Genomic DNA, 11435 nt, shown 5'->3' with positions numbered 1-11435 from the left:
GACGAACATAGGCTCCTTTACGCATTGCAGGACGCCCACCATGAAAGGTCAGACCGCCGTCATCGACTACCTGAAGACCCTGCTCAAGGGCGAGCTGGCCGCCCGCGACCAGTACTTCATCCACTCGCGGATGTACCTGGACTGGGGCTTGCACAAGCTCTACGAGCGCCTCAACCACGAGATGGCCGAGGAAACCGAGCACGCCGACGCCCTGCTGCAGCGCATCCTGTTCCTCGAGGGCGTGCCGGACATGACCCCCGACGCCGTGCGGGTCGGCAAGACCGTGCCGGAGATGCTCAAGACCGACCTGGCGCTGGAATACGAGGTGCGCGAGGCGCTGGCCAGGGGCATCGCCCTGTGCGAACTGCACAAGGACTACGTGACCCGCGAGATCCTCGAGAAGCAGCTGCACGACACCGAGGAAGACCACGCCTACTGGCTGGAGATCCAGCTGGGGCTGATCGACAAGCTCGGCCTGCAGAACTACCTGCAGTCGCAGATGTAACCCCTCGCCGACGCGGCATGCGGCGGGTAGCCCGACTGTCCGCCAGACGGCGCTGCCGCCCGTGCAAATCCGCACGCCGGCGCACGACCTGCGGATGCCGAGCAGCCGCAGGCCTCACGGCTACTCGCAGTTGACCATCCAGCTCACCCCGAAGCGATCGGTGAGCATGCCGAACGCGCGCGCCCAGAAGGTCTGCTGCAGCGGCATGTCGACCTTGCCGCCCTCGCCCAGCGCGGCGAACCAGGCCGCGGCATGCTCCGGCGAAGGCGCCGCCAGCGTCAGCGCGAAACCGCCGAAGGCCGTGCCCTCCGGGCAGCCGTCGGAAGCCATCAGCGTGCTATCGCCGATGCGCAGGCCGGCGTGCATCACCTTGTCGCCCCAGTCGGGGGGCACCGGCGCCGGATCCGGCGACTCCCGGTAGCGCATAAGTAAGGTGATCTCGGCGCCGAGCGCCTGGACGTAGAAGCCCAGCGCCTCCTCGCAGCGCCCGTAGAAGAACAGGTAGGGTTCGACTTTCATGGCAACCTCCGTAAAGCGGCTCGGGCCGCGGCAGAGGCTGACAAGTCTAGGCGGGCTGCCGGGCGCCGCCTGGCCGGTCATCGGCTGGCCGGGGCATGCTGGACAAGCCCCGGACGCCCCCTAGACTGCCTAGTAGAGTCCCTTGCCACGCAGGAGCCGCGCCATGAGCCAGGCCATTGCCGATCTCCGCCACGAACACGAAGCGATCCTCTTCGCCCTGCAGATCCTCGAGCGCATGGCCGAGCACGCTGGCCGTGGCACGATCACCGCCGAGGATCTGAGCGGCTTCCTCGACTTCCTCCGCGAGTTCGTCGACCGCTGTCACCATGGCAAGGAAGAAGGCCTGCTGTTCCCGGCCCTGATCCGGGCCGGACTCGCCGAGCACGGCGGCTTCATCGACGAGCTGCACGCCGAGCACGTCCAGGGCCGCGAGCTGGTCCGACGCATGGCCGAGGCCGCCACACCGCCGATCCGCGCCAGCGAGTTCGCCAGCGCCGCAACGGCCTATGCCGCGCACCTGCGCGCGCACATCGACAAGGAGAACGCCGCGCTGTTCTCCATGAGCGAGCGGCTGCTCGACGCCCCCGCCATGGAGGCGCTGGCCCGGGCCTTCGCCGAGCACGAGGACAAGGTCATCGGTCAGGGGCGCCACGAGCAGCTGCATGCGCTGCTGCATCAGCTCGAATCCCGCTACCTCGACTGAGCGCGCGGCTTCACAGGGCGAACGGCAAGCCGACCTTCACCGCCGCCCGCGCCGCGAGCAGGCGGCGGTACTCCTCCGGATCCTTGATCAGCACGTCCTGGCCGGCGAAGGCCTCGGCGGCGATCAGCCGCGACAGCCAGAAGCGCACGCAGGCGATGCGCAGCATGGCCGGCCACAGCTCGGCCTCGGCGGCGGTGAACGGACGCAGCGCCGCGTAGCCGGCGAGCAGGGCGTTCAGGCGGTGGCCATCGAACTCGCCGCACGGCTCCGAGCACCAGTCGTTGGCGGCGATCGCCAGGTCGTAGAGCATCGGTCCCGAGCAGGCGTTGTAGAAGTCGATCACGCCGCTGAGGTAGTTGCCGTCGAACAGCACGTTGTCATGGAACAGGTCGCCGTGCAGGTTGGCCTGCGGCAGCAGGTCGAGGCGCGGGCGCAGCTGGGCGATCTCCGCCAGCGCGGCCTTGAGCAGGCTGCAGGCCGCGTCGTCCAGGCGCAGGGCCTGCAGCGGCCCCTCGGCGAGCATCCAGTCGAAGCCGCGGTCGCTCGGCCGCTCGAGCATCTGCTCGCGGGTGGCCAGGTGCAGGCGCGCCAGCAGCTCGCCGACCGCCTGGCACTGGTGCGGGTTGGGCTGGCTGACGTGGTGGCCGGCGAGGCGCGGCTGCAGCAGCGCCGGCAGCCCGGCCAGCTCGCCGACCGCCCGGCCGTCCGTGGTGCGCACCGCATAGGGCACCGGCAGGCCGGCATCGTGCAACACGTCGAGCAGGGCGATGAAGAACCCCATGTCGTCCCGCGGGCCGCGCTCGATCAGGGTCAGCACGTACTCGCCTTTCTCCAGGCTGACGAAGAAGTTGCTGTTCTCCGTGCCGGCGGCGATGCCCTGGAACTCCAGCAGACGCCCGAGCCCGAAGGGCGCGAGGAAGGCTTCCAGTTCGTGGCGTTCCAGGGGGGTGAAAACGGACATGGGGTCTCCTGTGTCGAGGTCTAGCGGCTTACCAGCGGAAGATTTCCCACTGCGGGATCAGCATGTCCGGGTTGTCCGAGCGGATGAAGTTGCTGTCGCCATCGGCGCGCACCAGGAAGTAGGGCTTGCCGAGCTTCGGCGTCACCTTGATGGCGTAGAGGAAGCCGTTGATGCGGTATTCCTGGATGGTCTTGTCGCCGTCCTGGCGGATGGTCACGTCAGGCTCGCCGCTCGGCGTCTCGTCCTGGGCAGTGGCGGCCAGCGGGGCAACGGCCAGCAGGCCGGCGAGCAACAGGCGGTTGAATGCGCGCATGGTGGTAACCTTGTTCCTTTGCAGTTATCGAGCCTCTCATCTTACTCCGGTCGCATCGCCCAAGAGTCGATTTCCCTATGAGTCTAGCCCCTCTCGTCCTGGTGGACGGTTCCTCCTACCTGTACCGTGCCTTCCACGCGCTGCCGCCGCTGCACACCTCCGCCGGCCTGCCCACCGGTGCGGTGAAGGGCGTGCTGAACATGTTGCTCAGCCTGCGCCGGCAGTACCCGGACAGTCCGTTCGCCGTGGTGTTCGACGCCAAGGGCCCGACCTTCCGCGACGAACTATTCGAGCACTACAAGTCGCACCGCCCGCCGATGCCGGACGACCTGCGCGTGCAGATCGAACCGCTGCACGCCTGCGTGCGCGCGCTCGGCCTGCCGCTGTTGTGCATCGAGGGAGTGGAGGCCGACGACGTGATCGGCACCCTGGCGCGCTCCAGCGCCGCCGCCGACCGGCCGGTGGTGATATCCACCGGCGACAAGGACATGGCGCAATTGGTCGACGGCCACATTACGCTGGTCAACACCATGACCGGAAGCGTGCTGGACCGCGATGGCGTAAAAGAGAAATTCGGGGTCGGTCCTGAGCTGATCATCGACTTCCTGGCGCTGATGGGCGACAAGGTCGACAACATCCCCGGCGTGCCCGGAGTCGGCGAGAAGACCGCGCTGGGCCTGCTGCAGGGCCTCGGCGGCGGCCTCGACGTGATCTACGCCAACCTCGACCAGGTGCCGGCGCTGCCGATCCGCGGCGCCAAGAGCCTGCCGGCCAAGCTCGAGGAACACCGTGAAATGGCCTACCTCTCGTACCAGCTGGCGACCATCAAGACCGACGTGGCGCTGGACGTCGCCATCGACGAGCTGCACCCGGCGCCGGCGGACCGCGAGGCACTGATCCCGCTGTACCGCGAGCTGGAATTCAAGAGCTGGCTGGACGACCTGCTGCGCGAGGCCAAGGCGGCCGGCGCTCCGGTGGCCGGCATTCCGGTGGCCGGCGAAGCGACAGCGGCCACACCTGCCGCCGACGGCGAGGCTCCCGCCGCAGAAACCGCCGTCGCACCGGCAACCCGCTACGAGACGGTGCTCGAGCAGGCGCAGTTCGACGCCTGGCTGGCCAAACTCGAGGCCGCCGAACTGTTCGCCTTCGACACCGAGACCACCGGTCTCGACGCCCAGCAGGCCGAACTGGTCGGCCTGTCCTTCGCGGTCAGCCCGCTCGAGGCCGCCTACGTGCCGCTGGCGCACAGCTACATGGGCGTGCCCGCGCAGCTCGACCGCGACGCGGTGCTCGCCGCGCTCAAGCCGCTGCTGGAGGATCCGGCCAAGGCCAAGGTCGGCCAGCACGCCAAGTACGACATGAACATCCTCGCCCGCTACGGCATCCAAGTGCGCGGCCTGGCCTTCGATACCATGCTGGAATCCTACGTGCTGGACTCCACCGCCACCCGCCACGACATGGACAGCCTGGCGCTGAAATACCTCGGCCACTCGACCATCCACTTCGAGGACATCGCCGGCAAGGGTGCCAAGCAGCTGACCTTCGACCAGATCGCCCTCGAACAGGCCGGCCCCTACGCCGCCGAGGACGCCGACGTCACCCTGCGCCTGCACCAGACCCTGTGGGCCAGGCTGGAGGCCATCCCGTCGCTGGCCCGGGTGCTCACCGACATCGAGATGCCGCTGGTGCCGGTGCTGGCGCGCATCGAGCGCCACGGCGCGCTGGTCGACGCCCGGCTGCTCGGCCAGCAGAGCGTCGAGCTGGGCGAGAAGATGCAGCAGCTCGAGCGCCAGGCCTTCGAGCTGGCCGGCGAGGAGTTCAACCTCGCCTCGCCCAAGCAGCTCGGCGCCATCCTCTACGACAAGCTCGGCCTGCCGATCCTGTCGAAGACCGCCAAGGGCCAGGCCTCCACCGCCGAAGGCGTGCTCGCCGAGCTGGCCGAGCAGGGCTACGCGCTGCCGCAGGTGCTGATCGACTACCGCAGCGTCAGCAAGCTGAAGAGCACCTACACCGACAAGCTGCCCGAGCAGATCAACCCGCGTACCGGACGCATCCACACCAGCTACCACCAGGCGGTGACCGCCACCGGCCGGCTGTCCTCCTCGGATCCGAACCTGCAGAACATCCCGATCCGTACCGCCGAGGGGCGGCGCATCCGCCAGGCCTTCGTCGCCGCCGAGGGCTACCGCCTGCTGGCCGCCGACTATTCGCAGATCGAGCTGCGCATCATGGCCCACCTGGCGCAGGACGCGGGCCTGCTGGACGCCTTCCGCCACGACCGCGACGTGCACCGCGCCACCGCCGCCGAGGTGTTCGGCGTCGAGCTGGAGCAGGTCAGCGCCGAGCAGCGGCGCAGCGCCAAGGCGATCAATTTCGGTCTGATCTACGGCATGAGCGCCTTCGGCCTGGCCAAGCAGATCGGCGTCGAGCGCAAGCAGGCGCAGGAGTACATCGACCGCTATTTCGCCCGCTACCCCGGCGTGCTCGCCTACATGGAGCGCACCCGCGCCCAGGCCGCCGAGCAGGGCTTTGTGGAGACCTTGTTCGGCCGCCGCCTGTACCTGCCGGAGATCCATTCGAGGAACGGTGCGATGCGCAAGGCCGCCGAACGCACGGCGATCAACGCGCCGATGCAGGGTACCGCCGCCGACATCATCAAGCGCGCCATGGTCGCGGTGGATGCCTGGCTGCAGGAATCCGCGCTGGACGCGCGGATGATCCTGCAGGTGCACGACGAACTGGTGCTGGAAGTGCGCGAGGATCAGGTCGAGGCGCTCAAGGCCGGCCTGCTGCCACGCATGAGCGGCGCCGCCGCGCTGGACGTGCCGCTGCTGGTCGAGGCCGGAGTGGGCCGCAACTGGGACGAGGCGCACTGAACCCGACCAACGGTCGAACTTTGCGCCAGGGGCGGGGTCAACTCAGGTGAGTGGTTGGCAGACCCTCGATGGGATCATGTCTGCAAGATCCTGTGCGGCAGTATGCCGGCTCGCCCCGCCCTGGCGTCCGGCGCCATGAACCGACCTTTCATCCCCCCCCGGAAAGGTCGGTTTTTTTTGCCCGCGTCAGACTCAGGCCGGCTGCTCGGCGGTCGCGGCCTCGCCCTCCTCGAGCAGCCCCATCCAGCCGGCCAGCACCGCCTGCGCCTCCTCGATGCCCTGGCGCTTGGGTGCGGAGAACAGCTGCACGCTGGCCACCTCGCCCCAGCCCTGGCGGATCTCCTTCTGCACCTTGAGCAGGGTGTTCTTCGCCGCGCCGAAGGTCAGCTTGTCGGCTTTGGTCAGCAGGATGTGCATGGGCAGGCAGCTGGCCTTGGCCCAGTCGAGCATCAGCAGGTCGAACTCGGTGAGCGGGTGGCGGATGTCCATCAACAGGACCACGCCGACCAGCGACTGACGGCTGCCCAGGTAGGCCTCCAGATGGCGCTGCCAGTGCTGCTTGAGCGGAATCGGCACCTTCGCGTAGCCGTAGCCGGGCAGGTCGACCAGTCGGCGCTCGTCGTCGAGGCGGAAGAAGTTGATCAGCTGGGTGCGCCCCGGGGTCTTCGAGGTGCGCGCCAGACGAGCGTGGGTCAGGGTGTTCATCGCGCTGGACTTGCCGGCGTTGGAGCGCCCGGCGAAGGCCACTTCGTAGCCTTCGTCCGGCGGACACTGGTCGACCTTGGCGGCGCTCTTGATGAAGGCGGCCTGCTGGCAAAGGCCGAGGATGGGATTCTTGACGGACATGGCGTGGGCCTGTTCTGCGCCGGCCAAGATGGCTGGCAGGCTGGGACTGAGAGGGCTGCGACCGAATGTCGCGCGCGGCGGTTCCGTTTCCGTTTTTACGTCGCCTGTATATAATGCCACGGTTTTTGTGTGCGCTTTGCATTACCAGTTGGTGTCCATATGGACGGACCCTGCCAGCCGAATGCCGGGCCGTATTCCCCTGATGAAATGAGGTCGACCATGAAGAAATTCCTGCTTGCTGTGTCGCTCGTCGCTGTCGCCGCCTCCGCCCAGGCTGCCCAGGATCCGGAAGCGGTCTTCAACAAGGCCTGTGGCGTCTGCCACAACGGCCAGCTGCCGATGGCACCGAAGAAGGGTGATGCCGCTGCCTGGCAACCGCGCCTGGCCCAGGGCATGGACACCCTGGTGAAGCACGTTACCGAAGGCTTCAATGCCATGCCGCCTGGTGGCATGTGCACCGACTGCACCGCCGAAGACTACAAAGCCACCATCGAATGGATGAGCAAGTAATCCCTTTCCCCACTTAGCCGTAGTTGGATTAGCTGATGAACAAACTACTCGTGAGTCTGCTGTTGACCCTGGGCGTGACCGGTGTGGCCCATGCCGCCGGCGACGCCACCGCTGGACAAACCAAGGCGGCCGTCTGCGGCGCCTGCCACGGCCCGGACGGCAACAGCGCAGCGCCCAATTTCCCGAAACTGGCTGGCCAGGGCGAGCGCTATCTGCTCAAGCAGATGCAGGACATCAAGGGTGGTAAGCGTACCGTGATCGAGATGACCGGCCTGCTGAACAACCTGAGCGATCAGGACCTGGCCGACATCGCCGCCTACTTCGCCAGCCAGAAGGGCAGCGTCGGCGCCGCCGATCCCAAGCTGGTCGAGCGCGGTGAGGCACTGTTCCGCGGCGGCAACCTGGAACTGGGCATGCCGGCCTGCACCGGCTGCCACGCTCCGGACGGCCGCGGCAACGACCTGGCCGGCTTCCCGCAACTGGGCGGCCAGCATGCCCAGTACGTGGCCAAGCAGCTGACCGACTTCCGCGAAGGCAACCGCACCAACGACGGCGACGCCATGATCATGCGCTCCATCGCCGCCAAGCTGAGCAACAAGGATATCGAAGCGGTATCCAGCTACATCCAGGGCCTGCACTGAGCAGACCTGCAGTAGCCCGCAACACAAAAGGGTGGCCACGGCCGCCCTTTTTTTTGCCCGTCTCGCCTACAATCCCCGGAACAGGTCGGCCCTGCCGACGTCAAACTGCCATCCAGCCCTCTTTACATCCTGTTCAGGAGTCAAGCATGCGTAACCTGATTCTCTCGGCCGTGCTGGCCGGCGTCAGCCTGTTCGGAGCCACCGCCGGCGTCCACGCCGAGGACATCCAGGCCGGCAAGCAGTACACCGAGCTGACCAGCCCGGTCCCCGTCGCCAAGCCCGGCAAGATCGAGGTGGTCGAACTGTTCTGGTACGGCTGCCCGCATTGCTACCAGCTCGAGCCGACCATCCAGCCGTGGTCCAAGCAGCTGCCGGAAGACGTCAACTTCGTGCGCATCCCGGCCATGTTCGGCGGCCTGTGGAACATCCACGGCCAGATGTTCCTGACCCTCGAGGCGATGGGCGTGGAAGGCAAGGTGCATGACGCCGTGTTCGCCGCCATCCACCGCGAAGGCAAGAAGCTCGCCTCCGCCGAGGAGCAGGCCGAGTTCCTCGCCAGCCAGGGCGTCGACAAGGACAGCTACCTGAGCACCTTCAACTCCTTCGCCATCAAGGGCCAGATGGAGAAGGCCAAGAAGCTGGCCATGGCCTATCAGATCACCGGCGTGCCGGTGCTGGTGGTCAACGGCAAGTACCGCTTCGACCTCGGCAGCGCCGGCGGTCCCGGCGGCGCGATCAAGGTCGCCGAGCACCTGATCGCCAAGGAGCGTGCCGCCAAGTAAGCGGCCGCCATGCTGCGCCGCTGGCTCACCCCGCGCGCGCCCGGCATCCGGGCCGCGCAACGCAACCCGCACGCCGCCGGCGGTGGCGTGGGCGAATGCCTGCGCCTGCTCAGCTTCAACATCCAGGTCGGCATCAGCACCCGCCGCTATCACCACTACCTGACCCGCAGCTGGCAGCACCTGCTGCCGCACCGCGAGCGGGCGGTCAACCTGCAGCAGATCGGCCGTCTGCTCGGCGACTTCGACCTGGTCGCCCTGCAGGAGGTGGATGGCGGCAGCCTGCGCTCCGACTACGTCAACCAGGTCGAGCACCTCGCCCAGCTCGGCGACTTCCCCTGGTGGTACCAGCAGCTCAACCGCGACCTCGGTCCGCTGGCCCAGCACAGCAACGGCGTGCTCAGCCGCCTACGCCCGAGCAGTCTGGAAGACCACCCGCTGCCCGGCCCGCGCGGGCGCGGCGCCATCCTGCTGCGCTTCGGCGAGGGCAGCGAGGCGCTGGCGGTGGTGGTCATGCACCTGGCCCTCGGCGCCAGGGTCCGCACCCGCCAGCTGGCCTACATCCGCGAGCTGATCCGCGACTACCGCCATGTGGTGCTGATGGGCGACATGAACACCCACGCCGAGGAGCTGCTGGTCAACTCGCCGCTGCGCGACCTCGCCCTGATCGCGCCACAGACCCGCGCCACCTATCCCAGCTGGCAACCGCAACGCTGCATCGACCACATCCTGCTCAGCCCGCAACTGACCCTCGAGCGCATGCAGGTGCTCGATGCGCCCATTTCCGACCACCTGCCGGTGGCGGTGGACATCCGCCTGCCGGCCGGCCTGCATACCCAGCGCCTGCCGGAGCGCCGCCAGCCGGCCTGAAACCGCTGCCTGCCATGAAGACCCTCTCCCTCCTGGCCCTCGCCCTGCTGCTTGCCGGCTGCACCGGCGGCCTGCGCATCGACGACAGCCTGCGCTCCCGCGACCAGAGCAGCCGCGTCGAGCAGATCGTCATCCACTACACCTCCAGCGACCTGGGCGCCTCGCTCGCCACCCTGACCCATGGCGGGGTCAGCGCCCACTACCTGCTGCCGGCCGACGGCCGCAAGATCTACCGCCTGGTCGACGACGAGCGCCGTGCCTGGCACGCCGGCGACAGCCAGTGGCGCGGGCGCACCTGGCTGAACGCCAGCTCGATCGGCATCGAGATCGTCAACCCCGGCTACGAGGACACCCCGGACGGCCGCCGCTGGTATCCCTACCCGCAGGCGCAGATCGACACGCTGATCGCCCTGCTCGAGGACCTCAAGGCCCGTCACGGCGTGGCGCCGGTCAACATCGTCGGCCACAGCGACATCGCCCCGCAGCGCAAGGTCGACCCGGGGCCGCTGTTCCCCTGGCGCCAGCTGGCCGCCGCCGGCCTGATCCCCTGGCCCCAGGCCGCCACGGTGCAGGACAAGCTGCGCCAGCTCGACGGCCGCGTCCCCGACGTCGCCTGGTTCCAGCACCAGCTCGAACGAGTCGGCTACGCGGTGCCGCAGCACGGCAAGCTGGACGAGGCGACCCGCAACGTGCTGGCCGCCTTCCAGATGAAGTACCGCCCCGAACTGCACGACGGCCAGCCCGACCTGCACAGCGCCGCCCTGCTGCTGGCCCTGCCCGACTGACCGTTCGCAACGCCGCGACCTTCTACACTCTGCACAGGGTTTCTGCCGCGACAGGCGGAAGCGCACGCGTTTGCAGGTACACTTGCCGGTCTGCCGCCGTTCCACAAGCGCGCCGGCAGATCCAACAAACAGAAGAAGGAAGCACCTCCATGAAAGGCAAAACCTTGGCATGGGCCCTGTCGGCAACCCTGGCAGGCCTCTCTCTGGGCGGTACCGTTCAGGCACAGGAGAAGTTCGTCACCATCGGCACCGGCGGCCAGACCGGCGTCTACTACGTGGCCGGCCAGTCAATCTGCCGGTTCCTCAACCGCGGCAGCGCCGAGCACCAGATCAAGTGCAACGCCCCGGCCAGCGGCGGCGGAGTGGCCAACGTCAACGGCATCCGCAGCGGCGAATTCAACTTCGGCATCATGCAGTCCGACCACCAGTACAAGGCGATGAAGGGCGAGGCGCCGTTCCAGGCCGAAGGGCCGATGGACGACATCCGCGCGGTGTTCTCCCTGCAGAGCGAGGTGTTCACCATCCTCGCCCGCCGCGACGCCAAGATCGCCAGCTTCGATGACCTCAAGGGCAAGCGCGTCAACATCGGCAACCCCGGCTCCGGCCAGCGCGACACACTCGACGAGATCATGCGCGTGAAGGGCTGGAACAAGTCGGCCTTCGCCCTCGCCGCCGAGCTGAAACCGGCCGAGCAGGCCGCCGCGCTGAGCGACAACAACATCGACGCCATGACCTACTTCGTCGGCCATCCCAACGGCGCGATCCAGGAAGCCACCACCACCGTCGATGCGGTGCTGGTACCGGTGACCGGCGCGGACATCGACAAGCTGCTGGCCGAGAAGAGCTACTACAGCAAGGCCGAGATCCCCGGCGGCCTGTACAAGGGCAACGACGCGCCGACCGCCTCGATCGGCGGCAAGGCGGTGCTCTCCACCAGCGCCAAGACCGACCCGGAAGTGGTCTACCAGCTGGTCAAGTCGGTGTTCGACAACCTCGAGCGCTTCCAGCGCCTGCACCCGGCCTTCCAGAGCCTCAAGGCCGAGGACATGATCAAGGTCGGCCTGTCCGCGCCGCTGCACGAGGGCGCCGCGCGCTACTACAAGGAGCGCGGCTGGCTGTAAGGCGCC

The 11435-nt window shown here is 67.9% G+C and carries 13 protein-coding genes; 9 read left to right on the top strand and 4 right to left on the bottom strand.

Annotated features, from left to right (window positions below; all coding sequences use genetic code 11):
• The first annotated feature begins 40 nt into the window (after window positions 1–40).
• Window positions 41–505: a bacterioferritin gene (bfr, locus tag BLT78_RS18135; RefSeq protein ID WP_090351159.1), complete on the top strand. Its 465-nt coding sequence runs from the start codon at window positions 41–43 to the stop codon at window positions 503–505.
• Window positions 506–625: 120 nt separating this feature from the next.
• Here the strand turns inward: bfr and BLT78_RS18130 are convergent, their stop codons facing one another.
• Window positions 626–1024, bottom strand: coding sequence for a VOC family protein (locus BLT78_RS18130; RefSeq protein WP_090351157.1), 399 nt, complete (start codon window positions 1022–1024; stop codon window positions 626–628).
• Window positions 1025–1187: 163 nt separating this feature from the next.
• Between BLT78_RS18130 and BLT78_RS18125 the strand changes: the two genes are divergently transcribed.
• Window positions 1188–1727: a hemerythrin domain-containing protein gene (locus tag BLT78_RS18125; protein WP_090351156.1), complete on the top strand. Its 540-nt coding sequence runs from the start codon at window positions 1188–1190 to the stop codon at window positions 1725–1727.
• Between the two features lie 10 nt (window positions 1728–1737).
• Here the strand turns inward: BLT78_RS18125 and BLT78_RS18120 are convergent, their stop codons facing one another.
• Together BLT78_RS18120 and BLT78_RS18115 are read right to left on the bottom strand one after the other, a co-directional pair.
• Window positions 1738–2688 carry a homoserine kinase gene (locus tag BLT78_RS18120; RefSeq protein WP_090351154.1) on the bottom strand — a complete coding sequence of 317 codons (951 nt, stop codon included), beginning with the start codon at window positions 2686–2688 and terminating at the stop codon, window positions 1738–1740.
• 28 nt (window positions 2689–2716) lie between these two features.
• Window positions 2717–3001, bottom strand: coding sequence for a DUF2782 domain-containing protein (locus tag BLT78_RS18115; protein WP_090351153.1), 285 nt, complete (start codon window positions 2999–3001; stop codon window positions 2717–2719).
• Between the two features lie 77 nt (window positions 3002–3078).
• On the opposite strand from BLT78_RS18115, the gene polA reads away from it, so the two are divergent.
• On the top strand, window positions 3079–5877 hold the full coding sequence (gene polA / locus BLT78_RS18110; RefSeq protein ID WP_090351151.1) for a DNA polymerase I: 2799 nt from the start codon (window positions 3079–3081) through the stop codon (window positions 5875–5877).
• A gap of 192 nt (window positions 5878–6069) precedes the next feature.
• Here the strand turns inward: polA and yihA are convergent, their stop codons facing one another.
• Window positions 6070–6723 (bottom strand): ribosome biogenesis GTP-binding protein YihA/YsxC, encoded by a 654-nt coding sequence (gene yihA / locus BLT78_RS18105; RefSeq protein WP_090351150.1) that lies wholly within the window; start codon window positions 6721–6723, stop codon window positions 6070–6072.
• Between the two features lie 219 nt (window positions 6724–6942).
• Here yihA and BLT78_RS18100 point away from each other — a divergent pair, with 219 nt between their 5' ends.
• The 6 genes from BLT78_RS18100 (at window position 6943) to BLT78_RS18075 (ending at window position 11429) form a co-directional block, all read left to right on the top strand.
• Window positions 6943–7233 (top strand): c-type cytochrome, encoded by a 291-nt coding sequence (locus BLT78_RS18100; protein ID WP_090351148.1) that lies wholly within the window; start codon window positions 6943–6945, stop codon window positions 7231–7233.
• A 35-nt stretch (window positions 7234–7268) separates the two neighbouring features.
• The gene (locus BLT78_RS18095; RefSeq protein WP_090351147.1) at window positions 7269–7874 is read left to right on the top strand and encodes a c-type cytochrome; all 606 of its coding nucleotides are present in this window, start codon (window positions 7269–7271) and stop codon (window positions 7872–7874) included.
• A gap of 146 nt (window positions 7875–8020) precedes the next feature.
• The gene (locus BLT78_RS18090) at window positions 8021–8656 is read left to right on the top strand and encodes a thiol:disulfide interchange protein DsbA/DsbL (RefSeq protein WP_090351146.1); all 636 of its coding nucleotides are present in this window, start codon (window positions 8021–8023) and stop codon (window positions 8654–8656) included.
• 9 nt (window positions 8657–8665) lie between these two features.
• Window positions 8666–9523 (top strand): endonuclease/exonuclease/phosphatase family protein, encoded by an 858-nt coding sequence (locus BLT78_RS18085; RefSeq protein WP_090351145.1) that lies wholly within the window; start codon window positions 8666–8668, stop codon window positions 9521–9523.
• 14 nt (window positions 9524–9537) lie between these two features.
• The gene (locus tag BLT78_RS18080) at window positions 9538–10308 is read left to right on the top strand and encodes an N-acetylmuramoyl-L-alanine amidase (protein WP_090351143.1); all 771 of its coding nucleotides are present in this window, start codon (window positions 9538–9540) and stop codon (window positions 10306–10308) included.
• Between the two features lie 149 nt (window positions 10309–10457).
• Window positions 10458–11429, top strand: coding sequence for a TAXI family TRAP transporter solute-binding subunit (locus tag BLT78_RS18075; protein WP_090351142.1), 972 nt, complete (start codon window positions 10458–10460; stop codon window positions 11427–11429).
• Window positions 11430–11435: the final 6 nt, after the last annotated feature.

Source organism: Pseudomonas oryzae, assembly GCF_900104805.1.
Lineage (GTDB): Bacteria > Pseudomonadota > Gammaproteobacteria > Pseudomonadales > Pseudomonadaceae > Geopseudomonas > Geopseudomonas oryzae.
The sequence above is the reverse complement of the archived record's forward strand: the minus strand, read 5'-3'. Positions and strand labels throughout refer to the sequence as shown.

Coding starts and splice junctions, on each gene's coding strand:
- bfr (WP_090351159.1), top strand. CDS start 41: ATGAAAGGTCAGACCGCCGTCATCGACTACCTGAAGACCCTGCTCAAG.
- BLT78_RS18130 (WP_090351157.1), bottom strand. CDS start 1,024: ATGAAAGTCGAACCCTACCTGTTCTTCTACGGGCGCTGCGAGGAGGCG.
- BLT78_RS18125 (WP_090351156.1), top strand. CDS start 1,188: ATGAGCCAGGCCATTGCCGATCTCCGCCACGAACACGAAGCGATCCTC.
- BLT78_RS18120 (WP_090351154.1), bottom strand. CDS start 2,688: ATGTCCGTTTTCACCCCCCTGGAACGCCACGAACTGGAAGCCTTCCTC.
- BLT78_RS18115 (WP_090351153.1), bottom strand. CDS start 3,001: ATGCGCGCATTCAACCGCCTGTTGCTCGCCGGCCTGCTGGCCGTTGCC.
- polA (WP_090351151.1), top strand. CDS start 3,079: ATGAGTCTAGCCCCTCTCGTCCTGGTGGACGGTTCCTCCTACCTGTAC.
- yihA (WP_090351150.1), bottom strand. CDS start 6,723: ATGTCCGTCAAGAATCCCATCCTCGGCCTTTGCCAGCAGGCCGCCTTC.
- BLT78_RS18100 (WP_090351148.1), top strand. CDS start 6,943: ATGAAGAAATTCCTGCTTGCTGTGTCGCTCGTCGCTGTCGCCGCCTCC.
- BLT78_RS18095 (WP_090351147.1), top strand. CDS start 7,269: ATGAACAAACTACTCGTGAGTCTGCTGTTGACCCTGGGCGTGACCGGT.
- BLT78_RS18090 (WP_090351146.1), top strand. CDS start 8,021: ATGCGTAACCTGATTCTCTCGGCCGTGCTGGCCGGCGTCAGCCTGTTC.
- BLT78_RS18085 (WP_090351145.1), top strand. CDS start 8,666: ATGCTGCGCCGCTGGCTCACCCCGCGCGCGCCCGGCATCCGGGCCGCG.
- BLT78_RS18080 (WP_090351143.1), top strand. CDS start 9,538: ATGAAGACCCTCTCCCTCCTGGCCCTCGCCCTGCTGCTTGCCGGCTGC.
- BLT78_RS18075 (WP_090351142.1), top strand. CDS start 10,458: ATGAAAGGCAAAACCTTGGCATGGGCCCTGTCGGCAACCCTGGCAGGC.